Genomic DNA, 25,210 nt, shown 5'->3' with positions numbered 1-25,210 from the left:
GTCGATGGATTCTCGCGGAGGGCGAGGTGGACAGGGTGGGGTGGGCGGGCCGTCAGGCCCGCGCGGCGACGTGGTCGAGGAAACGACGGTGGAACCTGGTCTCCCCCGAGACCTCGGGATGAAACGCGATCCCGAGGAGCGGCCCCTGCTCCACCGCGACGACCTCCCCGCCGGCGAGCGACGCGAGAACACGAGCGGCCGGACCGACCGCGGTCACGAGGGGCGCGCGGATGAAGGCGGCGTGCACCGGGGGGCCGGCGAAGCCGTCGACCGTCACCTCCGTCTCGAAGGACTCCACCTGCCCACCGAAGGCGTTCCGCTTGACCGTCACGTCCAGTCCCCCGAAGGTCTCCTGCCCCGCGATCCCGTCCTCCAGGCGGTCGGCGAGGAGGATGAGCCCCGCGCACGTGCCGAAGACCGGCATCCCGTCTGCGATCGCACGGCGGATCGGCTCCTGCATGCCGAACGCCCGCGACAGCTTGTCGATCGTGCTGGACTCCCCGCCCGGGAGCACCAGTCCGTCGACGGCGGACAGCTCGTCGGGTCGACGGACGAGGTCGACCTCGGCACCGAGTTCCGACAGCACACGCGCGTGCTCGCGCACGTCCCCCTGGAGGGAGAGGATGCCGACGCGTGGCCTACCAGCCACGTTCGGCGAGGCGGTGAGGAGCCGGCAGGTCGGAGACGTTGATGCCGACCATGGCCTCCCCGAGTCCGCGTGAGACCTCGGCGATGACCTTCGGGTCGTCGAAGAACGTGGTCGCCTTGACGATGGCCGCGGCGCGCTCGGCGGGGTTGCCCGACTTGAAGATCCCCGAGCCGACGAACACTCCGTCGGCCCCGAGCTGCATCATCATCGCGGCGTCGGCCGGCGTCGCGACGCCGCCCGCGACGAAGAGCACGACCGGGAGGCTGCCGGTCTCGGCGATCTCGGCGACCAGCTCGTACGGAGCCTGCAGCTCCTTGGCCTTGACGTACAGCTCGTCCTTCGGAAGCGAGGTCAGCGCCGCGATCTCGCCGCGGATCTTGCGGATGTGCTTCATCGCCTCGGAGACGTCTCCCGTGCCCGCCTCCCCCTTGGAGCGGATCATCGCGGCACCCTCGGTGATGCGCCGCAGCGCCTCGCCGAGATTCGTCGCGCCGCACACGAACGGCACGGTGAACTTCCACTTGTCGATGTGGTTGACGTAGTCGGCGGGCGAGAGCACTTCGGACTCGTCGATGTAGTCGACGCCGAGCTCTTGCAGCACCTGGGCCTCCACGAAGTGCCCGATGCGCGCCTTGGCCATGACGGGGATCGACACGGCGTCGATGATGCCGTCGATCATGTCGGGGTCGCTCATGCGCGACACGCCACCCTGCGCGCGGATGTCGGCGGGCACACGCTCGAGGGCCATGACGGCCACGGCGCCGGCATCCTCGGCGATGCGCGCCTGCTCGGCAGTGACGACGTCCATGATGACGCCACCCTTCAGCATCTCGGCGAGGCCGCGCTTGACCCGGTCGGATCCGGTCGTCGGTGTGCTCATCATCGGTCCTTTCAAGACGAGGTTCGAATTTTGACCTAGGCCAGAAAATATCATGACCTACGGCGTAGGCTGGTCGCGATGACGGCGATCGACGTACAGCAGGCGATCCGCGGCACCACCGCGGTGGAGATCGCCCGCAGCATCCGTTCGTCGATCGAAGAGGGCATCCTCTCCCCCGGCGACATCCTTCCCTCGGTCCGCGATCTCGCCGCCGCCCTCGGCGTGAATCGCAACACCGTGGTGGCGGCCTATCGACAGCTCTCGCAGGCGGCGCTCGTCGTCTCCCGTGGCCGCGGCGGCACACGCGTGGCCGACCGCGCGCCGGTCCCGCAGGAGGGCTTCGCCCCCGACACGGTCCTCCGCGACGTCGGCACCGGCAACCCCGACCCGACCCTCATCCCCGACCTCGCCCCCGCCCTCGGTCGGATCGCCTCCCGGCCGGTGCTCTACGGCGAACCGGTCGTCGACGCCGAGCTGGCCGCGTGGGCCGGGGCGTGGTTCGAGCCCGACGTGCTCGCCGACGAGATGCGCGTCACCGTCACCAACGGCGCGGTGGACGCGCTCGAACGACTCCTCGCGCAGGCCCTCACCCGCGACGACGCGGTCGCCCTGGAGGACCCGTGCTTCCTCTCCGCCCTGCACACGGTGCGGGTCGGCGGATACCGGCCGATCGCCGTCCCCGTCGACGGCGAGGGGATGACGGTGGCCGGCCTTTCCGCGGCACTCGACGCCGGAGCCCGTGCGATCGTCTGCACACCCCGTGCGCAGAACCCGACCGGGGCGGGCATGACCGCCGAACGCGCCGATGCTCTGCGAGACGTGCTGGCGCAGCATCCGTACGTCCTCATCGTCGAGGACGACCACTACTCCCTGCTGTCGCGCCGCCCCTACCTGTCTCTGATCCCTTCCGGACACCGCCGGTGGGCGCTGGTGCGATCGGTGTCGAAGTTCCTCGGACCCGACATGTGTCTCGCTCTGGCAGCGACCGACCCCGACACCGCGGAGCGCCTCGCCACGCGGCTGAGCCCGGGAACGACCTGGGTGAGCCATCTGCTCCAGCGCCTGGCGCTCGCGCAGCTGACCGACCCGGGTGCGCGCGAGACGATCGATCGTGCGGCCGCGCATTACGCCGCCCGCAACGCCCGCGTCGCCGGACTCCTGCGCGACGCCGGTCTCGGCGCCACCGCGCGCGACGGACTGAACCTCTGGGTCGACACCGGCGCACCCGCACGGGCGGTGTCGGAGCAGCTGATGCGCCGCGGCTGGCTCGCGCGCACGGGAGACGAATTCTCCCTCCGCTCCGATGAGCCCAGCACCCATCTGCGTCTCACGGTTCACGACCTCGACGACGCCGACGCCCGGGCACTGGCCCGCGACCTCTCCGCCGCCGCGCGTGCCGCGGCCCTCACCGAAGGATGATGCTCCCGTGAAGATCCTCTCGATCCAGTCGGCCGTCGCGCACGGCCACGTCGGCAACTCCGCGGCGGTCTTCCCGCTGCAGCGGATCGGCGTCGAGGTGCTGCCTGTGTACACCGTGAACTTTTCCAACCACACGGGGTACGGCGCCTGGCGCGGTCCGCTCATCCCGCCGGCCGACGTCGCCGAGGTGCTCACGGGCGTCGAGGAGCGAGGGGTGTTCGGACAGATCGACGCCGTCCTCTCGGGCTACCAGGGCAGCGAAGGGATCGGCGATGTCATCGTCGACGCCGTCCGCCGCGTGAAGGCCGCGAATCCCGACGCGCTCTACGCCTGCGACCCGGTCATGGGCAACGCCAGATCCGGATGCTTCGTGGCTCCCGCCATTCCCGTCCTGCTGCGCGAGCGCGTGGTCCCCGTCGCCGACATCATCACCCCGAACCAGTTCGAGCTCGGCTTCCTCACCGGCACCGAGCCGCTCTCCCTCGAATCCACTCTGGAATCCGTCGATGCGGCGCGCGCGATGGGCCCCCGCACCGTGCTGGTGACGAGCGTCGAGCGTCCCGAGCGCGAAGAGGGGACCCTGGAGATGCTGGCGGTCGACGATGCCGGAGCGTGGATCGTCAAGACCCCGCAGCTGCCGATGAAGGCCAACGGATCGGGTGACGTCACCGCTGCGCTGTTCACGGCCCACTACCTGCGGACCCGGAATGCGGCCGAGGCTCTCGCGCGCACGGTGTCGAGCGTGTTCGACCTGCTCGCCCTGACGCTGGAGTCCGGCGAGCGCGAGCTGCAGCTCATCGAGGCTCAGGATCACTACGCCCACCCGCGGATGCAGTTCCCCGTCGCGCAGGTGCGCTGAGCGCTCGCGGCCGAGCGCCCGCGGAGCGGGCTCAGCCGTAGACCTCGGTGAAGGCCGCCTCCCACTGCGGCCCGTCCTCGGGGCAGAGGAATCCGGCTCCGAAGACCATGACGCTCGCGACGTTGCGCTCGGCGGCAGCACGCTGGTCGGCGGGGAAGTCGGCGGGGATCAGCTGCGCGAAGACCGGGGATGACGCGACGTGCGCCTGCAGCAGGGGCGCGTCGACCTCGTGGTAGTTCAGGATCGCCGTCTCACACGCGTCGGCGGCGAGCGCGAGGGAGATGCTCTCGGTCTGGGCATCCCACGTGCCGCCCTGAGATTCGATGAAGGCCCGCTGCTGGGCGATGAACTCCTGCTGGGCGGGCGTGACCGCCACCAGCGGTGAGCCGTCGAGGGGAAGCTGCTGATCGGCCAGGAACTGGTCGCGCTCGGCGAGCGCGTCGGCCATGGGATCCTCACCGGCCGTGTCGTCGCTCTCGGTCTGCGAGGGAGCCGGGGTGGCCACCGTGGGGCTCGACGATGCGTCGGACTCGACCACCGGGAGGGAGAAGGAGCAGCCGGCCAGGCTCAGGGCGACGATCACGAGGGAGGCGGCTGCGGCGGTCGAGCGTGAAGGCATGCCCGCCACCGTAGCGGGCGCCACGCTGCGAGGCCTGGGGTTGTCCACACCCTCGGCACGCGGTATCAGGCGGGCCAGGCGTCGGCGATGGCGACGCGCACATCGCCGAGCAGCTGCGGAAGGGCCTTCGTCTTGGCGATGATCGGGAAGAAGTTCGCGTCGGTGGCCCACCGCGGCACGATGTGCTGGTGGAGGTGCGCGGCCACACCCGCACCGGCCACCGCACCCTGGTTCATCCCGATGTTGAAGCCGTCGCACCGCGAGACCTGCCGGAGGACCCGCATCGCCGTCTGGGTGAGCGCTCCGATCTCGGCCACCTCCTCGGCCGTCGCCTCGTCGTAGGTGGCGATGTGACGGTAGGGGCAGACGAGAAGGTGCCCCGAGTTGTAGGGGAAGAGGTTCAGCAGGACGTACGCCGTCTTCCCGCGGGTGACGATGAGGCCGTCTTCGTCTGACTTCCGCGGCGCCTCGTCGAAGGGGCACTCCTCCCGCAGCGGCTCGGGACCTGCCTGGATGTACGCCATCCGATGCGGCGTCCACAGCCGCTGGAACTCATCGGGGACGCCGGCGAGGGCCGCGGCGGCGACGAGGTCGTCGCCGCCGCGGACGGAGTCAGACACGGAAATCCTCGGCGGTGTTGACGAGCAGATGGCCGTCGATCGCCGCGCGGATGCGCCGGACCGCATCATCCACGGCGATGCCGTTCTCCTGACTGCCGTCGCGGAATCGGAACGACACCGTTCCCGCCGACCGGTCCTGCTCGCCGGCGATGAGAATGAGCGGCACCTTCTGCGTGGTGTGGGTGCGGATCTTCTTCTGCATCCGGTCGTCGCTGTGGTCGACCTCGGCGCGGACGCCGTCGGACCGCAGCCGCGCGACGATCTGGTCGAGGTAGTCGGCATACTCCTCCGCGACGGGCACTCCCACCACCTGCACAGGCGACAGCCAGACGGGGAACGCCCCGGCGTAGTGCTCGAGCAGGATCGCGAAGAAGCGCTCGATCGACCCGAACAGCGCCCGGTGGATCATGATCGGGCGCTTCTTCTGACCGTCACGGTCGGTGTACTCCAGTTCGAAGCGCTCAGGCAGGTTCGGATCGACCTGGACCGTCGACAGCTGCCAGGTGCGGCCGATCGCGTCGCGGGTCTTCAGGTCGATCTTCGGACCGTAGAACGCCGCTTCTCCGGGAACCTCGGTGAGCTTCAGGCCGCTGGCGACGGCGACATTGCGGAGCGCGTCGGTCGAGTACTCCCAGAACTCGTCGGAGCCGATCCACTTCTCCTTCTCGTCGTCGCGCATCGACAGCTCGAGCTCGAAGTCGTCGAGACCGAAATCACGCAGCATCGAGATCACGAACTCCAGCACGCGGGTCGCCTCCCCCTCCAGCTGCTCAGGGGTGACGAAGAGGTGGGAGTCGTCCTGGGTGAACCCGCGCACCCGGGTCAAGCCGTGGAGCGCCCCAGAGAGCTCGTTGCGGTACACCGTTCCGTTCTCCGCCAGGCGCATCGGCAGGTCGCGGTAGCTGCGCGCACGCTCCTTGAAGATCAGGATGTGCATCGGGCAGTTCATGGGCTTGAGGTAGTAGTCCTGCCCCGCCTTGGTGACGACCCCGTCGCCGTCCCGCTCCTCGTCCAGGGTGATCGGGGGGAACATCCCCTCCCGGTAGGTCACCAGGTGGTTGGACTGCAGGAAGAGATCCTGCTTGGAGATGTGCGGGGTGTAGACGTAGGTGTAGCCGCCCTCGATGTGTCGCCGGCGGGCGTGCTGCTCCATCTCGCCGCGCACGATGCCGCCGCGCGGATGCCACACCGACAGTCCCGAACCGATCTCCTCGGGGAACGAGAACAGATCCAGGTCGCGGCCGAGCTTGCGGTGATCGCGCTTGGCTGCTTCCTCGAGACGGTGCTGATACGCGCGGAGGTCGTCCTTGGATGCCCACGCGGTGCCGTAGATCCGCTGGAGCTGAGGGTTCTTCTCGCTCCCCCGCCAGTACGCGCCGGCGACACGCTGCAGCGACCAGCCGTTGCCGATCGTCCGGGTGTTCGGCACGTGCGGACCACGGCAGAGGTCCTTCCACACCGTCTCACCGTCGCGGTCGACGTTGTCGTAGATGGTCAGCTCGCCGGCTCCCACCTCGACGGAGGCACCCTCGGTCTTGTCTGCCCCGCCCTTGAGCCGGATGAGCTCGAGCTTGAACGGCTCGGACGCGAGCTCGGCGCGCGCCTCTTCGTCGGTGACGACTCGCCGGACGAACCGCTGACCCTCGCGGATGATGCGCTGCATCTCCTTCTCGATGGCCTTGAGATCCTCGGGGGTGAACGGCTGATCCACGCCGAAGTCGTAGTAGAACCCGTCGGTGATCGGCGGCCCGATTCCGAGGTTCGCCTGCGGCGAGATGCGCTGCACGGCCTGGGCGAGCACGTGTGCGGTGGAGTGGCGGAGGATCGACAGACCCTCGGGGCTGTCGATGGTGATGGGTTCGATGTCGTCGCCGTCGCCGACGGTCGTCGCGAGGTCTCGCGGTTCTCCGTTCACACGCATGGCGATGACGGACTTATCGGGGAAGAGCGCGAAGCCGTCGGCGCGGGCGGATTCGTCCGACGAGGAAGCGTCAGTCACAGGGGTACTCCTGGGTCTCGGTCACGGGTGGTCGGTCACGTTCTCAGCTTCGGGCGCACCGGCGCCCCGCCCGCTCAGGCGTCGAGCGTTCGCGTGCCGACCAGGGCGGCGAGAGCCGCGATGCTGGGCCGGGAATCCATGCCGACAGTCTAGTCAGGTCGGGGCACGCGGACCCGGGCACCATGATGGTGCAGTGAAGACCTGGATGCTGGGGCTCGGGCTCCTCGCTGCCGGTGCGGTGGCCCTGGCAACCGGTGTCCTTCCGGCATCCGATCTTCTCGCCGTCGGCGACCGGGTCTGGAGCATCCTGCTGTTCGTCGTGGCGATCACGGTCGTCGCCGAACTCGCTGCGACCGCCGGCGTCTTCGATGTCGCCGCTTCGGCCCTGGCCCGGCTCGCCCGCGGCAGGACTCTGCTGCTGTGGCTGCTGGTCGTCGCCCTCGCCGTCGGGGTCACCGTCTTCCTCTCCCTCGACACCACCGCCGTGCTTCTGACTCCGGTCGTGCTCGCCGTTGCGCGTGCCCATCGACTGGACCCGATCCCGTTCGCGCTCGCGACGGTGTGGATCGCCAACACCGCCTCCCTGGTGCTCCCGATCTCGAACCTCACGAACCTGCTCGCCGTCGACCGCATCTCCGGCGGCGATGTCGCCGGTTTCGTGGCACTGCTGTGGCCGGCCGCCGTGGTGTCGGTCGTTCTGTCGGTGCTGTTGCTGTTCGTGGTCTTCCGCCGCCGGCTTCGGGGTCGGCACGATTCCTCGGCACCTCCGGTCGTGTCGGACCGCGTGCAGCTGAGGGTCTCGGCGACCATCGTGATCGTGCTGCTGCCGTTCCTCGTCAGCGGCGTCCCGCCCTGGATCCCGGCGAGCCTCGCCGCTCTCGCCCTGACGGCGCTTTTCGCGTGGCGCTCGCCTCGCCGTCTGCGGCTCTCGCTCGTTCCGTGGTCGCTGCTGGTCTTCATCTGCGGACTTTTCGTCGCCGTCGCCGCACTCGAGGCCCTGGGAGCCCTCGAGCCGTTGAAGGCGCTCATCGGTCCGGGTGACTCGGCGGCCTCTCTCGCGAGCATCGCGGGGGTTGGGGCGGCAGCGGCCAACATCGCGAACAACCTTCCCGCCTACCTCCTGCTCGAGTCCGCCGCCGACGACCCGGTGCGCCTCGCGGCGCTGCTCATCGGGGTCAACGCCGGGCCCCTCGTCACCCCGTGGGCATCGCTGGCGACGCTGCTGTGGCACTCCCGCGTCGTCGCGGCCGGTGTCACCCTGTCCTGGGCGCGCTATGCCATCCTCGGCCTGGTGGGAGCGCCGCTCATCGTCGCCGGCGCGGTGCTGGCGCTCGCCGCGACGACCGTCTAGCCGACCCGCCTCCGAAGCGTCAGGAAAGCATCAACCAGATCCACAGGGCGAGCGTGACGAGCGGGATGAGGAAGTCGAGCACCAGGATGGGGCCGGCGTTGTTGATCGAGAGATTGCGTTCGACGACGATCGCGCGGATGTGACCGATGCCCGCGAGGACGAGGAAGACCAGCGCGGCCAGGATCGGGGCGAGCCAGGCGTCTGCATCGAACGCTGCCGCGGCCACAATCGCGGCCACGCCGATTCCGAGGTTGGCCGCACCGACTTCGAACTGGAAGGGCCCCGGCTGCCAGCCGATCGATCGGGCGATGACGGGCCCGAAGAAGAGGTGGGCGATGCCATTGCCGACGCTGGAGGACCCGATGAGGAACAGGACGGCGTTCATGGTCGTCCACCGCAGAGCGTCGGCACCGCCGGTGACGACGAAGCCGACGATCTCGGCGATGACGAAGAGGACCACCCCGGCGAAGGGGAGCAGGCCGACGAGAAGCGGAGTCTTCTGCCGTGCCCCGGTTCGTGCAGCGTCGGGCGATATACCGGTCATGCGCGTGATCGTATCGCCCGTCTCACAGGTGTTTCGTCGCCTCGCGGACCGACAGCGCGCTGAGTTCGTGTGAAGCGACGAAATGTCGCACCCAGTCCGGGTCGGTGCGGGCGTGGTCGCGAAGGGCCCACCCGATGGCCTTTCGGATGAAGAACTCGGAATCCGAGGCATTCGGGCGGATGGCATCGGCGAGAAGCGCCTGATCGACCCGTGATCGTCGTCCGAGCTGGGAGAGGATAGCGATCCGCCGGATCCAGGGATCGTCGTCGCGCGCCCATGCGCGCACGAGCGCTGCGGTCGCCTCGGGTCGGGCATCGAGCAGGTCGCCCAGGCGATGGGCCAGCTCATCGGTGATGTCCCACCACGCCCCGGTGCGCACCATGTGTTCGACGATCGGCACCAGACGAGGATCTCCGCGAAGAGCACGGTGTCGAAGAAGGGCCATGGCGGCGTAGCGCTCCTCGCGGTGGGTCGCGTCGTCCCAGAGGAGGCGCGCGGCGGAGAGCCTCGTCACGGAGTCGCGGGTGCCGGCGACCTCGGCGACCAGGCGGCGAACCTCGGGCACCCGCACCCCGAGGAACGGCATCGCCGATTTCATGTACGCCTGCTGGCCCGCGGCGCGGGAGGGATCGGCGGCGCGACGGAGGGCCGCTCGGACATCGGAGACAAGGGCGGCTTCAGCGGCGGTGGTGCTCACGGATCCCGGGGATTCCGCCGCTCGACGATGAGCGGATCGACGGGGGTGAAGGGCAGGCGGGGCAGATCCCGCTCGGGGATCCCGAAGGCACCGGCGAGCACCTCGCGCGAGAACGCCGAGGCGGTCGCCCGGTATCCGATGTCTCCGGGGGTGGGCTGGTCGAAGAAGATGAGGAAGTCCAGTCCGTCTTCACCGAGCGTCTCGATGTGATGGGGGTACGCGCGCGGGATGAAGTAGACCTGTCCGGGCTCGAGCTCGTACTGGTCGAGGGATCCGTCGGGGCTGAGCACCCGCATCCGTCCTCTGCCCTTCCAGACGTAGCCGAGCTCCGCGGTGACCGGATGCCAGTGCGGCTCGCGCATTCCACTCCCGTCGATATGGAGGTGGTACATCGAGATGTCCTCGAGCGAAGCCCAGTACTGGTTGCGGGCGAGCTTGGCGAACCCGTAGCTGTACGACAGCGGCGCCTGCTGTCCTTCCGCGTCGAACAGCCGGGCGTTCGGAAGCCCGGCGGTGTCGGGAATGCGCACCGGGCCCTGACGACGGAAGATCGGGGTCGGATCCCGCCGCGGCAGGATCTCGAAGGCCGCCGCCGCGAGGTCGTAGGTGTTTCCGAGGACGGCATCGGTCATCGCATTCACACTGCCGGAGAAGGAGAAGTGCTGCGGGTGATCCGACCGGAGCGCCGCGATGATCTCGGCGTCGGTGTCGCCGGCATTCTCCATGTGCGCCACGGCGCCCGATTCGATGTGGAACATCTGTCCCGCTTCGACGACGAAGGAGGCGAAGGCGTCGGCGTTGCCGAGCACCGACACGAGCACTCTCCCCCGCGCGACGTAGGCGAGCTGGTGGGCATTGACGTTCCACTGCGGCTCGCGGACACCCCCGGGGGCCAGGACGATCCTCTGGATGGACATCCGCCTGAGCATCGGGAACTCCGCGCGGGTGAGCCGGCGGATCTCCCCGGAATCGCCCTCGAAGGCGGCGGGAGCGGCGTGCAGCGATGCGACGTGCGGCGAGGCCATGTCGAAAATGTAGACCCTCCGGCTGCCCCCTGGCGCGGGGAGCTGACCGAAGAGGCGTGCCCGGGAACCTCCGAACGCCGTCAGACCGGGACGCGATCCGCGGTCGAGACGACGCGCTGCAGAGGATGCGACGACGGCAGGTCGTGCAACCGATCGACACCGTCGATCGGTTCGCCCAGAGGCGGCTGGAGTTCTACCCCGACCTCGCGCAGTTCCGTGGTGAGAGCCCTCCTCAGGGCATCCGCCTCCACCACCTTTCCATTGGCACTGACCCGCGCCTGCGTCTTCGGCATCCCCGACATCCGCAGGGCGGCCGCGATCGAGCCGGCCAGTTCCCGCGCGGCCGTCATCACGATGTCGGCTGCGCTCTCGTCATGCTCTGCCGCTGCAGTCACCGAACGCGCGAATGCCGCGACGCGCTCGACGCGGCGGGGATCGGCCTGCAGGGCGAGAGGAACGAGCGGCAGCGGGCCGAACGCCGCGGTCGCGGAGGCGGTGAGGGAGGTCGCGGGCCCGCGGCCGTCGACCGCACGCAGCGCAGCATCCAAACCAGCTCGGCCGATCCAATACGCACCCCCGGCGTCGCCCAGGAGATAGCCCCACCCGTCCACGCGAGCGAGGCCGGCGGTCCCGCACCCGAGGATCACCACGCCCGTGCCCACCGCAGCCACCACTCCGTGCTGCTCGGCGTTGGCCCCGAGGTAGCCGGTGACCGAGTCGTGCGCGATGCGTGCGGAGGTCAACGTCGGCTCGACCAGGAGGAGATCCGCTGCCGCGGCGGGGTCTTCGTCGAACCCGGACGCACCCACCGCCACCGAGACCGTCCGCGTCGTCGGCGGGGCGCTCGCGAGCGCGTCGCGGATGACACCGACCACCTGGGGCGTCGCCGGTCGGTCGGCGCGGATGCCCGGGAGCACCGAGGTGTGCGTTCCGTGCGGGTCGCTCCGACGGACGCGGATCGAGGACTGCCCGGCGTCGACCGACAGCCGGGTCGTCCCATCAGCGTGCGGGTCGCCCCTCACCGCAGGTCGCCCCCCGTCGCGGGCCGCCCCGGAAGAGGGGCCGCGGGCACCAGCCGCAGGGTCAGGGTCTGCTGGGGCGCGAGGGGGTACTCGCTCCGCTGCGCACGCGCGACCCGCACCGATGCGTCGGCCAGCGCCGTCTCATCCATGCGAACAGCCCAGACGTCGACATCGACGGCCGCATGGAGCGTGGCAGTGCGATCCGCATCGGTGGGGTTGCTCAGCCGCAGGATCACTCCGCTGCCGTCGTCCGCCGGCTTGAAGGCGGTGACGAGCGCGCCGGACACCGAGAGCGGTGGTGCAAGGACGGACGGCGCCTCGGGTCCCCCGCGCAACTGCAGCGCGACGACGCCGACCCGACGCGTGTCGGCCCGCTCGGCGAGGGCGTAGGTGTCGGTGGCAGCCGCACCCAGAACGAACGCGACGCGGGCGGTGATCGGTCGCAGCAGCTGCGCTTCCGGGGTGGCCAGTTCCGGGCCTGCCCCGGTCGTGCGGGTTCGGAGATCGAACCTCGAGAGCCACCCCACGCTCCGCAGCACGGTCACGGCCAGCTCCGCGGGAGCACCGTCGCCGCCTGCGATGCCCTGCACTTCGGACACGTGATCCAGCAGAATCCCGACGGCCTCGTCGCCTCCCCCGGCCGTGACGTACCCGTGCGCGGGGTGGGTCCCGATCGCGCTCTCGCGATTCCGCTCGTGCGGGGCCGACCCGATGACCGGCCCGAAAGGGCGCGTCAGCGACGAGAAGTGCTGACCGCTGGTCCACGATGTCGGCTGACCAGCGACCGGAGCGAGCACCCGGAGGCGATGATCACGTGAGGCGTTCACCCACTCGGCCGTCCACTCCAGCGTGTCCGAACCGTGCCACACCGTCAGTCGGATGTCCACGGCAGTGGGGATCGTCGCGGCGGACCGGGCCTCGCGTGCCTCATCGAGCGAGTGCGGGATGTCGAGTTCGGCGCGCCAGGAGATCACCGTACGGACTGCCGACCGGATCAGCGCGACGCTGCCCGCCCTCGCCTCGACACCACGATCACCCGTCGGCGGGTCGAACGTGTACGTGTCGCCGCGATCGCCCTCGTCCACCAGCCGCCCGAGGCCCCGGTGACGGGTGCCAGTGGCCGGGTCGACGACGTCGAACGCGGCGTCGGCGAGCACGATGACCGATCGACCATCCGGAAGCGATACCGCCTGGCCGACCTGCCCCGGTTCGCTGTCGGCGCGTGCGCGGGGGCGACCGTCGTGAGGAGCCAGCTCCGCCGTGAAGATGACGACGGCACCGGGCTCGACGACGGAGGCGATGAAGCGAAGCCGCAGGACCCGGGCTTCGACGGAGTCGGGAAGGAGGTCGAGATCAGCCTCGAAGGAGCGCCGCACACCGAGGTCTTCCACTTCGATCGGAACCGCTCGCCCGCTCGGATCTTTCAGCTGAGCGATGTCGCTGTCGGGTGCGACGACGACATCGACCTCCACGGGAAGGTGCCGGTCTCCTGCGGCGAAGGGAACGTGGACCGCGATGCGGACGGCGTCGTCGGCGGGCGTCCCGTGCACACGGGTGTCGAAGCGGCGTCGCAGCAGTGCGCGCCGCAGCATCTGATCGCTCAGCTCGAGCACGCGATCGGTGCGCACCGAGTTCTCCCGGTGCACCTCGTCCACGCTGCACCCGCAGATGGAGTCGTGGGGAGCGTTCTCGAGCACGAGCTCCCAGGCGTGACGCAGCTGCGCCTCGGTCGGGCCTGCGATCGGCGTGGCGTCGACGGCCGAGAGCCCGGGAACAGCGGGAGGATCGAGCACCTCGGCGGCGAGGAGGGGTTCGACGATGCGCTCCAGCATCCGTTCCGCGCGCGAGTTCTCCTGTTTCAGATGGATGCGCGAGGACAGCGTGCCGGGAAGCAGGAACGACCCCGGGCCGCCGAGGAATCGGAGTTCGCCCTCGATGACCACCGGATCCGGACGGGTCGCGCGCAGATCGTCGAAGAAGTCCTCCAGACTCGACTGCACCAGGGACCCACCGGACGTCTCCGACCCAGCCACCGCTGCGAGCACCGGGCCCACCGCGCGGGGGGCGAGGTGGTCGCCCCCGTTCATCAGCAGCCAGGGGCCCTCGGGGCGACGCTCACGCTCACGGTCGAGGAAGGCCGCGAGGCGCTCGGCGCGTCCCTCGGGTGTCCACAGGATCTCCGCCTCGTGGTAGGCCTGGTTGACCGCGTACACCTCTGCGCCGTCTGGCGAGCGCCACCGGAACTCCGATGCCTCCGATGGCGCTCCGCGCCAGACCAGGGCCGTGTCGATGCCGAACCCGGTGAGGATCCGGGGCAGGTCCGCAGGATGACCGAACGCGTCCGGAGAGTATCCGATGGCTGTCAGCGCCCCGATCCCGGCGCCCAGACGACGGGCGGCGAGGAGGTTGCGGATGAGATTCTCGCCCGAGACCAGCTGGTTGTCGGCGAGGACGTGCCACGGTCCCACCGTGAGGACACCCGCACATACGTGCCGACGGACACGCTCGACCAGATCGGGACGCAGGTCTCCGACATCGCGGAGGGTGATCGTCTGTCCGTCCAGATGGAACCTCTCGATCGAGCCCGCGTCGAGCTGGGTGCATACCTGCTCGACGAGTTCGATCAGCCGCGCGCGATAGGACTCGAACGGGCGGTACCACTCCCGGTCCCAATGCACATGGGTGACGACGTGACAGGTCGGCCCGGTGCCGCGCCCGCTGCGGTCACGGGTTGGTGTCGCGACGAGCTGCTCAGACACGGACCGCTCCCTTCGGCAAGGTGCGGCTTCCGGCGTCGGCGGGGATGGCGCCGACGAATCCGGCGGTGATCATCGCAGGGCGCGTGATCGCGCCCCCCACGACGACACTCCACGCGCCGGCAAAGAAAGCGGAGGAGAGCTGTGCGGGCGTGGTGATCCGCCCTTCCGCCACCACGGGGATCGCCAGGGTGTCCACCAGCCCCGCCACGAGGTCCAGATCCGGACCGGGGTGATGGGCGAGACCCGCGGTCTCCGGCGTGTAGCCCGACAGCGTCGTCCCGACCAGCGTCGCCCCGGCCGCCGCTGCAGCGACACCTTCCGCCAGCGTGGCGACGTCGGCCATGACGGGGATGCCCCGCGCGCTCAGTTCGCGCAGGGTCTCGATGAGAGTGCGTCCGTCCGGGCGCGGTCGTGCGGTCGCGTCCAGAGCCACGATGTCGGCGCCCGCCTCGGCAACGGCGAGGGCGTGTTCCAGCGTCGGGGTGATGTAGACGCCGTCGACGCCGGCCTTCCAGAGCCCGATCACGGGCAGATCGGTCACCGCCCGGATGGCACGGACGTCGTCGGGGCCCTCGCACCGGATTCCCCCGGCGCCTCCGGCGATTGCCGACAGCGCCATGGCGCTCATGTGCTCGGGACCGTGCAACGGTTCACCGGGTCGCGCCTGGCATGAGACGACGAGACGCCCCCGGAGGCGATCCAGGAGGGAAGGGATGTCGGGCATGATCCTCATTCGGTACGACGCACGCCGGCGACGGCGTGCGGGTTGTCGGTCGCGCTCGATCGGTCGATCGCGGCGAGCACGGGTTCGGCGAGCGCGCGGGCGAGCGCACCCCAGGTGCATCCGGGCGCCGGGTCGGGACGAGTCGGGGTGATGTCGATGAGCGCGGCGATGCGCACGGCCGCCCGCCGCAACGCCGCCGCCGCCTCCGTCGACACCGGAAGATCGGGATCGACCGTCAGCCGTCGTCGTCCGATGCGATCCAGCCCTCCGTGGGCGATCAGCAGCGATCCCGCGACGAACGCCGGGTGTTGCTGAGGGAGGTCCAGCGCCCAGACGATCGGGACGCCGGCGCGGAGAACGGCGATCTGAACCGCGATCAGCTCGTTCGCATTGGCCAGGATCGCCTGGGCGGTGAGGCCACGACGGACCGAGTGCGCCGCCAGAACGCCCGCGGCCTCCCCGACTGCCCATTCGCCGTGATGGACGCGGTAGGCGGCGGCTGCGATCTGCGTCGCGCCCAGGTTCTTGGCGCCGGCGAGCAGGTTCGCCGGGCCCCGGCCGCGCTCCGGGACCAGCGACCGGAGCGGCACCTGGAAAGGAGCCGTCGGCGCATAGACGCTCGGGTGACCGCCGACCCGCGGGTGGAGGTCGGCGTGATACCAGGCGATTCCCGCAGCATCTGTGAACTGTTCGGCCCGTTCCTCATCGCTCCGTGGGGTCAGGTCGAGTTCGGTGACGGGATGCTCGGAGCGCAGTCGGCGCGACTCGCGGACGTACGGCGACTCGGCCAGACCGTCCGACGTCCCCGAGATCTCAGGCGCCAGTCGCAGTTCCGGATATCCCGTCCCGCCGCCGTCACGGGGCGCCTCCGTGCGCAGCCAGTGGACGAACGCCCTGGTGAGATCCCGGGCGGCCGCCTCTGTCCCCCCGGGGTCGGCGACGAGCCCGGAGCCGTACCAGTCGTTGCCGTGCCAGTTGATGACCGCGGCATCGGCGCCGCCGAGCTGTGCGCTGTCGCGAACTCGTCGATACGACCAGAACGATCCCGGCGGTTGGTGGTCGTCGAAGAACGAGAAGGTGTGGGTGTGTCCGACGTCGTTGGACAGAGTGAGGCTGAAAGGCTGCTCGTCGCGCCAGCGCGCATAGTGGGCCGGTGCGTCGGCGATCGGGACGGGCTGATGGTCGTCGCGGACCAGCGCGGCGACGACGGTGCAGGATTGCTCCGCCGTGTGATCGGCACCGCCTGGGAGCGCATGAGGCTCCCCGAATGCGGCGCGGCCCTCGGATCCGATCACCCAGTCCGCTCCGGCCAGAGGCAGGATGTCGCCGGTCTCGGTGGCGTCGACCACCACGTCGCCGGTCACGGAGATGAGCTGCCCACCGCTCTCGAGGACGACACCCGTCAGATGTTCGGCGTCGCCGATCACCTCGACCGGGCGAGCGCCGCGCAGGATCGTCAGCATCCCGCGCCGCAGCGGCTCGTCCAGCATCGTCTCAAGGATCCGCTCGCCGACGGCGGGCTCGAAGCACAGCCGGCTCACCCACCCGCCGCCGGGATTGCGACGACCGTCGTAGGCCGCCCGGATGCCGTCGCGCAGAGCCCGATAGCGGAGGGAGCACGCTGCCTCTCGCTCGATGTGAGGATGCTCATCGAGCGGTGCGGTCAGCTGTGTCGTGATCTGGCCACCCACCCGGCGCTCGCCACCGGCCATCACGACCGCGCAGCCGGCGTCGGTCGCGGCGAGCGCGGCGGCGACGGCGCCGAGACCGAGCCCGATCACCACGACGTCTGTCCGGAGCTGGCGGCCGCCGTTCATGCGCTCTCCCCCGCCGTATCGGACAGCGCGATCTCGAAGGACCGGCGCCATGGGAACGAGATGTCCGAGGCGGTCACCCTCCCGATCCCGGCGGAGGCGAGCGGGGCGAGCGCGTCCGTGAGCGCGGCGGCGACGAAGGCGGCGGCACCACCGACGTCCTCGATCCGATCGTGCCGCTCGACGGGTGAGCCGATGCGTGCGCGCAGCTGCCGCCGGACCGCGCTCATGTAGCCGTAGTCCTCGATCACGCGCGTCCGCACCAGGCGCGCGCTCGCGCCGCCGTCGAACACGCCCGCGCGCCGTGCGGCCAGCGCTGTGACCAGATGCGCTGCGGCCGTTCCGATCGTGTTGCCCGCCGTATTCCAGGCGGCATACCCGTCCAGATCCGCCAGCACATGCCGCCGCGCGAGCGCGCGGACCAGTGCGGGATCGGCGCCGTTGGGCTGGGCGACGTCGGCGACGGCGACCGCGATGCGGCCGTCCGTCGAGAGCGACGCCGCCAGCGCAGCGGTGGCGTCCGCGGCTGCGGCATCCGTTCGCTCCGGCGGCGACACCGCCCAGTCGCCGCTCGTGCCGTCGGGGGTGTGGACGAGGAGGATCCCGTCCGCCTCCGAAGGGTCCGCGACGAGCTCGGCCCCCGCGCTGTCCAGCTGTGCGCGGGCGGTGTCACCGACGGGTCCCGTCTCGTAGGGAGCCACGCGTTCCAGCCCTCGCGGGTCGGCGGCGAGGACGGCGATCCGCGAGGGCCGGGTCTGCAGCTGTTCGCCGATGGCGCGAGCGGTCAGGACCGCCCCGGTCTCGTCGGCGCCGGGTGCGACGCGGGCCCGACTGGTGACCCCCAATCGCGCGATCCACTCGACTACCGCCATCTGGTCTCGCTCGGACAGCGACCCCGGGACGGCGTCGTCGACTCCGACGAACAGTCGCCGCAGCGTGCCGTCGGCGACCATGCCGACGGCACCGAGGGCGATCACGTGCTGCCGCAGTCGACGCCGCAGCCAGTCAGCGCGCACGTCGTCGGGGATCTCGGCGATGCGTCCGCCACCGCCACCGCCACCCAGGTGGAGGGACAGCGCGTGGAGGGCGGGCCCCCACTCGGCCCAGTACAGCGGCTCTTCGAAGTCATCCGCCGCATCGGGGGCGCGAGGGACGACGATCGAGGCATAGACAGGCGCTGGGCTGTCGCGCAGCACATCGAAGCGTGCGAGCACCGCGGCGGCGCTCTCGGCGCCGATGCGCGAGGGGATGAGGCCACCGAACCCGAGGCCGTCCAGCGACACCACGGCAGCACGGGCGGCGTCTTCGCCGTCGTCGTGGAGCGCGGCCTCCAGCCACGTCGTCAACGCGCCGAGGTCTCCGCCGTGGCGGAGGTCGGGGCGCGCGACCGGGGGCGGCACGTCCATGCGGAAGCCGGCGATCGCCGCGATCCGGCGTGGCAGATCGAGGCAGACCGGCCGCTCGTCCAGCGGTACGAGCACCAGCCTCGGAGTTCGAGACGGCGCGGGCATCAGACGCGGCGCTTCACATTGATCTGGAACTCGTACGCGTCGCCCCGGTAGACACCCGTCGAGGATTCGATGCGCCGCCCGTGCGTGTCGAAGACGATGCGCGCGACGAGAAGGGCCGGTGAGCCCGGCGCCGACTCGAGCAGTTCCGCCTGCCGTTCATCCAGAGTCACGGCCCGGATCGTCTGATGCGCGCGGGCAGGTGTGGCGCCGGCGTGTCCGAAGTACTCGTAGAGCGACCCGAGCAGCTCCGGTCCCAGGTTGTCGCCCGTCAGCCACTCGGGCAGCCACAGGCTCTCGATGCACAGCGGTGCGCCGTCAGCAGTACGGAGGCGCTCGATGTGCACCGCACGGGCTCCCGGAGTGATGAGCAGCTCTCGCGCGATCCGTTCGTCGGCGCGGCCGTGCTCGAGCCGCAGCACCCGTGATCCGGGTGTCATCCCGCGCTCGGCGATGTCCTCCGAGAATGAGGTCAGGTACAGCGACTTCGACACCAGGTCCTTGTCGGCCACGAACGTGCCCGATCCCTGGACCCGGTAGACCCAGCCGTGGTCGGCCAGGCGCGCGAGGGCCTGGCGCACCGTCGCACGGCTGACGCCGAAGAGGTTGACCAGCTCCCGCTCGGGCGGCAGCGGGTCGTGCGGGGCGAGGTGCGCGATGACCTCGTCCCGCAGCCGCGAACGAATTGCTTCCACCTTCGATCCTGGCTCGCCGGCCGCGCGGGAGGGCGGGAGCTGGGGGGCATCCGTGCCGGTCTCGAGGGTCATCCCTTCACCGCCCCTTCTCCTGCACCGCGGAAGAACCATTTCTGAGCGAAGAAGAACGCGATGATCAGCGGGATGACGGCGATCATCGTGCCGGCAGCCACCACCTTCTGGTCATCCGCGAACGCACCCGCCAGAAACTGCAGTCCCACAGTGAGGGTGTAGTTGTCCTGGCTGGTCAGGACGATCTGCGGCCAGAGGAAGTCGTCCCACGCGAACATGAAGCTGAAGATACCGACCACTGCCATCGTCCCCTTCACCGAAGGCAATGCGACGCGCCAGTAGCGCTGGAACTCCGAGGCGCCGTCCAGGACCGCGGCCTCATCGATGGCGCGGGGAAGGGACAGGAACGCCGACCGGAAGAGCAGGATGGAGAATCCCGTCACCGCGGAGGGCAGGATGACGCCCAGCAGCGTGTCGACGAGTCCCAGCTGGCGAGCGGTGAGGAAGACCGAGATGAAGATGACCTCGAACGGGATGACCAGCGTCGCCAGGAAGGTCAGATACGCCGCGGTGTTACCGCGGAAGCGCAGTCGGGCCAGGGCGAAGCCGGCCAGCGAGCCGAAGGCGATGTTGGTCACGGTGGAGGCCGAGGCGACGATCAGCGAGTTGCCGATGAAGGTCCAGACCGGGATGACGTCGGCGACCTTGGCGAAGTTCTCCAACGTCGGGTCGCGGGGCAGGAAATAGGGCGGGTAGGAGAACACACTGTCCCCCTCCCCCTTCAAAGCCGTTCCGAGCGTGTAGAGGAAAGGCCCGACGAGCAGCACCAGGACCACGAGGAGGACGATGTAGTGCACCACCCGGCGGATGACTCCCCCGACGCCGAGGGGGCGTCGGCGTCGGAGCTCTGCGCGCTCGGCGGTCGTCAGCGGGGCGGCTGCGCTGCGGACGGCGTCCGCGGATTCGATGACGGTCATGCTTCCGCGTTCTCCCTGCTGAGCTTCTGCAGCGCGACGGTCAGGCCGATGGTGAAGATGAACAGCACCAGACTCATGGCGGCGGCGTAGCCCACCTGTCCGTCGAAACCGGACCCCACCTCGCGAATGGTGAACACCATCGAACGCACCTGCCCTCCGGGCCCGGCGGTCGGGCCGGCGATGACGAAGATCTCGGCATAGACCTTCATGGCCGCGATCGCGGACAGCACCCCGACCAGCAGCATCGTCGGCCGAACCGAGGGGATGGTGACGGAGAAGAATCGCCGGATGCCTCCGGCACCGTCCATCTGCGCCGCTTCATGGAGCTCGCCGGGGACGTTGGCGAGCGCGGTCAGATAGATGACCATGTAGAAGCCCAGGCCTTTCCACACCGTGACCAGGATGCAGCTGAAAAGGAGAAGGGTGGCGTCGGTGAGGAACGGCAGCGGCTGCTGCACGATCCGAAGGGTCTGGAAGAGCCAGTTGACCGGGCCGCGCTCTTTCAGGAGGAACACCCAGATGAGGCCGACCACCACCATGGAGGCGATCACGGGGGTGTAGAACGACGCTCGGAAGAAGGCCATGCCGGGGATCTTCGGCTGGACGAGCATCGCCAGCAGCAGAGGAAGGGTCACCAGCAGGGGAACCGCGACGACGACGTAGATGAGCGTGTTGCCCGCCGAGAGCCAGAAGACGTCGGAGGACGCGAGGGCCCCGAAGTTCTCGAACCCCACGTACTGTCCCCCCGAGGCCAGCCGGAAGTCGGTGAACGACAACTGGACGGTGCGGAAGAACGGAACGATGTGGAAGATCAGGGCGACGGCGAGCGCCGGTGCCATGAGCAACCAGGGCGTGACGAGCCTTCGGGGCCGCATCGCGTCTACTCCCCGCCGCCGGTGATGGCGTTGGCCTCTTCGACCGCCTGGTCGAGCGCCTCCTGCGCGGTCAGATCTCCGGCGAGGGCGAGCTGGATCTTCGCCAGCACGGCGTTCTTGACCTGGTCGTCGTACTGGACCGGCGTGAGGTTCTCGGCGCGCGTGAGCCCCTCTGCGGAGAGCTTGACGGCCTTGGACAGTTCGGTGCCGTCGGAGTCGTCCTGGAAGAACGGGTCTTCCAGAGCTGCAGTGACCGACGGCAGCACCGGCGCGACCTGGGAGAAGGCGAGCTGGTTCTCGGCGTTGGTGATGAACTTCGTGAAGGCCAAGGCGGTGCCGGGGTTCTCGCTGGTCTTGGGAATCAGCAGCCCCATCACCGACATGTTGACGGGCTCACCCTCGGCGGCGATCTGCGGTGCGACCCGGGTGTTCGCGAACACCTCGGGAGCATTCTGCTCGATGCCGTTGAGAAAGTTCGGTCCGGAGGGGAACATCGCGACGTTCCCGGCCTGGTAGCCCTCCTTGGCGTCGTTGAGGGTCTGCGTGAGCGAATCGGCCGGGAAGACCCCCGACTGGTACATCTCGGCGAGCCCCTCGACGTATTCGACGGCGTCCGGGGTGTTGAAGGTCCAGACCAGGTCTTCATCGATCAGCGGGACGCCGATCTTGGCCAGGTCGGTCAGGAAGCGGTTCTCGAGCGCCGGGTGCAGGCCGTAGAACTCTCCGGCACCGGCCTCCGAGATGGCGCGAGCGTCCTCGTAGAGCTCCGCGAACGTCTCGGGTGCGTCGTCGGGGTCCAGCCCCGCGGCTTCGTAGAGGGCGGCGTTGTACATCGTGACCTCGCTGGTGAGGTACCACGGCACACCGAACGTCCCCTCCATGCCGGGAACCTGGAATCCCTTCCACGCCCCCTCGACGTACTCTGCGGCGAGCTCGGGGTCGGCCTGGTCGATGTCGAGGAAGACTCCCTCGCGTTCGAGCGGCTGAGCGAAGTTGGGGTTCATGTTGACGACATCGGGGAGGTTCCCGGCGGCGGCGTCGGCGGCGAACTTCTCCTGCGCGCCGGCGAACGGCACATCGATCCATTCGACCTCGGTGCCCGGGTACTCCTCCTCGAAGGCCGCGATCGTGTCCTCGATGTACGCCGCGAGGTCGGGGTTGGAGCTGAGCTCGAGCGTGGCGAAGGTGATCTCGCCTTCGACGGTCGACAGCTCGTCGGCGGAGGCCTCGGAGCCGGTGTCGACACCTTCGAGGCCGCAGCCGACAAGTGCGAGGGCCAGACCGGTCGCGGTCGCACCCGCGAGAAGCGTGCGACGGGTTCGGTTCAACGTCATTGGTGGGACCTTTCGGATTGCGGGATCGATGCGATCCACGGACGGACGTTAGCAAATGGTTCGAACCAATGCAACGCTCGCGTGACCATTGTCACTGGCTCGAGATCTGGACCTTGCGATCAATCGCCGTGCGGGCTAGCGTTGGCGCGCAATTGGTTCGAACCAATCGTTGCGCACTTTATGCCGCAACGCCGCATTGCTTCGGAATGACGAGGATTCGATGATGAATGCCCTGACACGTGCACGCCGCCGCACCGCGCTCGCCGCGGCCGGCGTCGCCCTCGCGCTGAGCGCGCTGAGCGCCTCGCCCGCGCTGGGTCTGACCCCGGCGCCCGTCGTCGATGCGCACACCGCCGCCCTCGTCGCGCCCGCGGCGGGCGACGAGGTGACGACGGTCGGCGGCGAGCGGATCGCGATCGCCGCGGTCGACCCGCCGAGCAGGCTCGCCGGGATGGTCGCCGTCTACACCCCGGCGTTCGGGGCGACCACGAAGACCAACGGGTTCGGCGGCGAGGCCGTGCTGCGTCCCACCGCCGACGGCGCGTGGACGGTGCAGAGCGTGTGCACGATCCTCGCCCCGTGCGGAGACCCCGCCCTTCGCCCGGGCGACAACGCGATCCCCGCCGACGGCATCGTCCTGTCGGTGTCGCCGGGGGGCACGCCCGACGTCCGCGCGTGGCTTCGTGACAACATCCGCGCGGGCGACACCGTGCGGATCGGTCCCGTCATCTCGCGGGAAGAGCGCACGACCCTCGACGCGGTCGATCCGACGGCCCAGTCCAACCCACCCGGTGTCGACGGCACGGGCGCGTGCTTCCCGGGCTGTCGCGGCGCCGAGCAGATGGTCCAGTACACACCGGCATCGGGCCGGGAGACCACCGGCACGAACGACTTCGGTTATGAGGTCACGGTGCAGAACGGCGTCGTCACTGGCGCCGGCGGCAACGACCGCGACATCCCTGCCGACGGCTACGTCCTCTCCGGTCACGGCGGACGCGGCACGTGGCTTCAGACCAACGCCGTCGTGGGGGCCGCGATCTCGATCGAGGACGATGTCCTGATCGCGACGGTCGACGAACGAACCGCGATCTTCGGTGCGGAGCGCGCCCTCGACGACGCCACAGCCCGGATCGAGGCGGCAACCGCGTCGTGCCTGGTCTTCGCGTCCGATGCCGCCCGCGCGGCGGCGACGGAGTCAGCGACACTCCTCGACGACGCGCGCGCCGCCTCGGGGTCGGGCGACGCGGCCGGCGCGGTCGATCTCGCGCTGGCGGCGCGGGGCGCGGCCGAGCTCGCCGCGCACCGCACCGCGGAGTCACGGGTCGCAGAAGGGCGCGCGACGTGGGTGCGTCCTGAAGAGACCACGCCGGAAGCGATTGAGGCATCGCTCGACCGGATCGATGAGGCGGGCTTCAACATGGTCTTCCTCGAGACCATCTACCAGGGGTACACGATCTACCCCTCCGATGCGGCCGCCGCCGCCGGCATCGCCCCCCAGCGCCCCGAGATGGTCGGGTTCGACCCCCTGCAGGTATGGATCGAGGGTGCACACGAGCGCGGCATCGAGCTGCATCCCTGGATTCACACCTTCTTCGTCGGTGCTGATCAGACGGTGGGTACCGGTCCGATCCTGTCGCAGCACCCGGAGTGGGCGGCGATCCAGCGACAGGATGTCGGGAAGCCCGGCCTCCACCCCTCGATTGCGGAGCCCGGCTACTACTTCCTCGACGCCGCGCATCCCGACGCGCGGGCCTACGTGCAGTCACTGCTCTCAGAGCTCATGTCGACGTACGACATCGACGGAATCCACCTCGATTACATCCGGTACCCGGTCTCGCAGCCGTGGGAGACGGCAGGGTATTCCTACAGCGATTACTCGCGACAGGCGTTCGCCGCCGAACACGGCGTCGATCCCTACTCCCTCACGCCGGACTCGCCGCTCTGGCAGACCTGGACGGACTGGCGGATCGCGAACGTGACCTCGTTCGTCGGCGAGGTTCGCGAGCTGCAGCAGGAGTCCGCTCCCGAGATCGCGCTGTCTGCGGCCGTCTTCGCCGACCCCGTCGACGGGCTCGACAAGAAGTTCCAGAACTGGGGCGACTGGGTCGACCGCGGCTTCGTCGACGTCCTGACGGGCATGTCTTTCGGCACCTCTGGAACCTCTGTCGCCCGCGACACCCAGGCCATGCGCGAACGGGTGGGCGATGAGGAGTACCTGTACACCGCGACGTACGGACCGTTCCGTGGCTCGACGCCCGGCACGGTGCTGGAGCAGATCCGCGCGGTGAACGCGGCAGGGTCTGACGGCACGGGCCTGTTCGCCTACAACCAGTTGAGCGATGCGCAGGCACGGGCGCTGTCGGAAGGCGCGCACCGGGTCGAGGCTGTCGCTCCGCACGCGGATCCGATCGGCGCCGCCTCGACGGGGATCAGCCACCTGCGTGACGGCCTGCCCGCCGGCGTTACGGGCCACTGCGTGGCCGTGAAAGACGCTGATCGCATCGAACACCGTCTGGACAAAGCCCTCGACGCGCTGTCTGACGGCAAGCTCGACAAGGCCGCCCGGGAGCTCGACAAAGCATCGAGCCTCCTTCCCGCTGATGACACCGCGTCAGCGGCATGGGTGGAGCGGGCGCAGCGCGATCTGGCGATGTACGGACGCTGGGTCGAGGACGCCGTCCGTCGGTGACGCTGGGCCGCAGCGGCGATGACACCGCGAACGCGGCGGGGGTGGAGTTCTCAGAGTCCGGGGACTCCACCCCTTCGCATGCGGTCGCGAACCAGGTCACCGTCCCGCGTGCCTCGGGCCCGGACCGGTCGGTCCTGCT

The 25,210-nt window shown here is 69.8% G+C and carries 21 protein-coding genes; 4 read left to right on the top strand and 17 right to left on the bottom strand.

The annotated features are described in order from the left end of the window. Nucleotides 1-52: 52 nt before the first annotated feature. Nucleotides 53-649 carry a pyridoxal 5'-phosphate synthase glutaminase subunit PdxT gene (gene pdxT / locus FBY40_RS10045; RefSeq protein WP_141938418.1) on the bottom strand — a complete coding sequence of 199 codons (597 nt, stop codon included), beginning with the start codon at nucleotides 647-649 and terminating at the stop codon, nucleotides 53-55. Further along, a complete protein-coding gene (gene pdxS / locus FBY40_RS10040) occupies nucleotides 639-1,529 on the bottom strand; it encodes a pyridoxal 5'-phosphate synthase lyase subunit PdxS (protein WP_141938416.1) in 891 nt (296 codons plus the stop codon). Before pdxS ends, pdxT begins: the two co-directional genes overlap by 11 nt. A gap of 78 nt (nucleotides 1,530-1,607) precedes the next feature. Between pdxS and FBY40_RS10035 the strand changes: the two genes are divergently transcribed. Both FBY40_RS10035 and pdxY read left to right on the top strand, forming a co-directional pair. Further along, complete coding sequence (locus FBY40_RS10035) at nucleotides 1,608-2,948, top strand: aminotransferase class I/II-fold pyridoxal phosphate-dependent enzyme (RefSeq protein WP_141938414.1); 1,341 nt, start codon at nucleotides 1,608-1,610, stop codon at nucleotides 2,946-2,948. A 7-nt stretch (nucleotides 2,949-2,955) separates the two neighbouring features. Further along, nucleotides 2,956-3,807 (top strand): pyridoxal kinase PdxY, encoded by an 852-nt coding sequence (gene pdxY / locus FBY40_RS10030; protein ID WP_141938412.1) that lies wholly within the window; start codon nucleotides 2,956-2,958, stop codon nucleotides 3,805-3,807. Nucleotides 3,808-3,838: 31 nt separating this feature from the next. Here pdxY and FBY40_RS10025 read toward each other — a convergent pair whose 3' ends face one another. The 3 genes from FBY40_RS10025 to thrS all read right to left on the bottom strand — a co-directional run bounded on the left by FBY40_RS10025 (nucleotide 3,839) and on the right by thrS (nucleotide 6,967). After that, nucleotides 3,839-4,426 (bottom strand): hypothetical protein, encoded by a 588-nt coding sequence (locus FBY40_RS10025; protein ID WP_141938410.1) that lies wholly within the window; start codon nucleotides 4,424-4,426, stop codon nucleotides 3,839-3,841. 65 nt (nucleotides 4,427-4,491) lie between these two features. Beyond that, on the bottom strand, nucleotides 4,492-5,046 hold the full coding sequence (locus FBY40_RS10020) for an HIT family protein (RefSeq protein WP_235014765.1): 555 nt from the start codon (nucleotides 5,044-5,046) through the stop codon (nucleotides 4,492-4,494). Continuing rightward, the gene (thrS, locus tag FBY40_RS10015) at nucleotides 5,039-6,967 is read right to left on the bottom strand and encodes a threonine--tRNA ligase (protein WP_235015083.1); all 1,929 of its coding nucleotides are present in this window, start codon (nucleotides 6,965-6,967) and stop codon (nucleotides 5,039-5,041) included. Before thrS ends, FBY40_RS10020 begins: the two co-directional genes overlap by 8 nt. A gap of 271 nt (nucleotides 6,968-7,238) precedes the next feature. On the opposite strand from thrS, the gene FBY40_RS10010 reads away from it, so the two are divergent. Further along, nucleotides 7,239-8,396 (top strand): SLC13 family permease, encoded by a 1,158-nt coding sequence (locus FBY40_RS10010; RefSeq protein ID WP_235014763.1) that lies wholly within the window; start codon nucleotides 7,239-7,241, stop codon nucleotides 8,394-8,396. A 19-nt stretch (nucleotides 8,397-8,415) separates the two neighbouring features. Here FBY40_RS10010 and FBY40_RS10005 read toward each other — a convergent pair whose 3' ends face one another. The 12 genes from FBY40_RS10005 to FBY40_RS09950 form a co-directional block, all read right to left on the bottom strand. Then, a complete protein-coding gene (locus tag FBY40_RS10005) occupies nucleotides 8,416-8,940 on the bottom strand; it encodes a DUF6790 family protein (protein WP_141938406.1) in 525 nt (174 codons plus the stop codon). 22 nt (nucleotides 8,941-8,962) lie between these two features. Continuing rightward, nucleotides 8,963-9,637 carry a DNA alkylation repair protein gene (locus FBY40_RS10000; RefSeq protein ID WP_141938404.1) on the bottom strand — a complete coding sequence of 225 codons (675 nt, stop codon included), beginning with the start codon at nucleotides 9,635-9,637 and terminating at the stop codon, nucleotides 8,963-8,965. Further along, nucleotides 9,634-10,662 (bottom strand): cupin domain-containing protein, encoded by a 1,029-nt coding sequence (locus FBY40_RS09995; RefSeq protein ID WP_141938402.1) that lies wholly within the window; start codon nucleotides 10,660-10,662, stop codon nucleotides 9,634-9,636. The genes FBY40_RS10000 and FBY40_RS09995 overlap by 4 nt, the downstream gene beginning before the upstream one ends. Nucleotides 10,663-10,742: 80 nt before the next feature. Then, entirely contained in the window at nucleotides 10,743-11,684 is a 942-nt protein-coding gene (locus FBY40_RS09990; protein WP_141938400.1) for an N-acetylglucosamine kinase, read from the bottom strand. Further along, on the bottom strand, nucleotides 11,681-14,443 hold the full coding sequence (locus tag FBY40_RS09985) for a hypothetical protein (protein WP_141938398.1): 2,763 nt from the start codon (nucleotides 14,441-14,443) through the stop codon (nucleotides 11,681-11,683). The genes FBY40_RS09990 and FBY40_RS09985 overlap by 4 nt, the downstream gene beginning before the upstream one ends. Beyond that, nucleotides 14,436-15,167, bottom strand: coding sequence for an N-acetylmannosamine-6-phosphate 2-epimerase (locus FBY40_RS09980; RefSeq protein WP_268815534.1), 732 nt, complete (start codon nucleotides 15,165-15,167; stop codon nucleotides 14,436-14,438). Before FBY40_RS09980 ends, FBY40_RS09985 begins: the two co-directional genes overlap by 8 nt. Nucleotides 15,168-15,172: 5 nt before the next feature. Further along, nucleotides 15,173-16,984: an FAD-dependent oxidoreductase gene (locus FBY40_RS09975; protein WP_160141388.1), complete on the bottom strand. Its 1,812-nt coding sequence runs from the start codon at nucleotides 16,982-16,984 to the stop codon at nucleotides 15,173-15,175. Further along, entirely contained in the window at nucleotides 16,981-18,462 is a 1,482-nt protein-coding gene (locus FBY40_RS09970; protein WP_160141387.1) for a DUF4127 family protein, read from the bottom strand. The genes FBY40_RS09975 and FBY40_RS09970 overlap by 4 nt, the downstream gene beginning before the upstream one ends. Nucleotides 18,463-18,491: 29 nt before the next feature. After that, nucleotides 18,492-19,256 carry a GntR family transcriptional regulator gene (locus FBY40_RS09965; protein ID WP_160141386.1) on the bottom strand — a complete coding sequence of 255 codons (765 nt, stop codon included), beginning with the start codon at nucleotides 19,254-19,256 and terminating at the stop codon, nucleotides 18,492-18,494. Beyond that, nucleotides 19,253-20,173, bottom strand: coding sequence for a carbohydrate ABC transporter permease (locus FBY40_RS09960; RefSeq protein WP_141938391.1), 921 nt, complete (start codon nucleotides 20,171-20,173; stop codon nucleotides 19,253-19,255). The genes FBY40_RS09965 and FBY40_RS09960 overlap by 4 nt, the downstream gene beginning before the upstream one ends. After that, nucleotides 20,170-21,048 (bottom strand): carbohydrate ABC transporter permease, encoded by an 879-nt coding sequence (locus FBY40_RS09955; RefSeq protein WP_141938390.1) that lies wholly within the window; start codon nucleotides 21,046-21,048, stop codon nucleotides 20,170-20,172. The genes FBY40_RS09960 and FBY40_RS09955 overlap by 4 nt, the downstream gene beginning before the upstream one ends. Before the next feature lie 5 nt (nucleotides 21,049-21,053). Continuing rightward, nucleotides 21,054-22,382 (bottom strand): ABC transporter substrate-binding protein, encoded by a 1,329-nt coding sequence (locus tag FBY40_RS09950; protein WP_141938388.1) that lies wholly within the window; start codon nucleotides 22,380-22,382, stop codon nucleotides 21,054-21,056. Nucleotides 22,383-22,605: 223 nt separating this feature from the next. Between FBY40_RS09950 and FBY40_RS09945 the strand changes: the two genes are divergently transcribed. Further along, nucleotides 22,606-25,071, top strand: coding sequence for a glycoside hydrolase family 10 protein (locus FBY40_RS09945; protein ID WP_141938386.1), 2,466 nt, complete (start codon nucleotides 22,606-22,608; stop codon nucleotides 25,069-25,071). Nucleotides 25,072-25,210 lie beyond the last annotated feature (139 nt).

The organism is Microbacterium sp. SLBN-154 (assembly GCF_006715565.1).
Taxonomy (GTDB): domain Bacteria; phylum Actinomycetota; class Actinomycetes; order Actinomycetales; family Microbacteriaceae; genus Microbacterium.
Note: the sequence above shows the minus strand (reverse complement) of the source record. Positions and strands in the feature narration are given on the sequence as shown.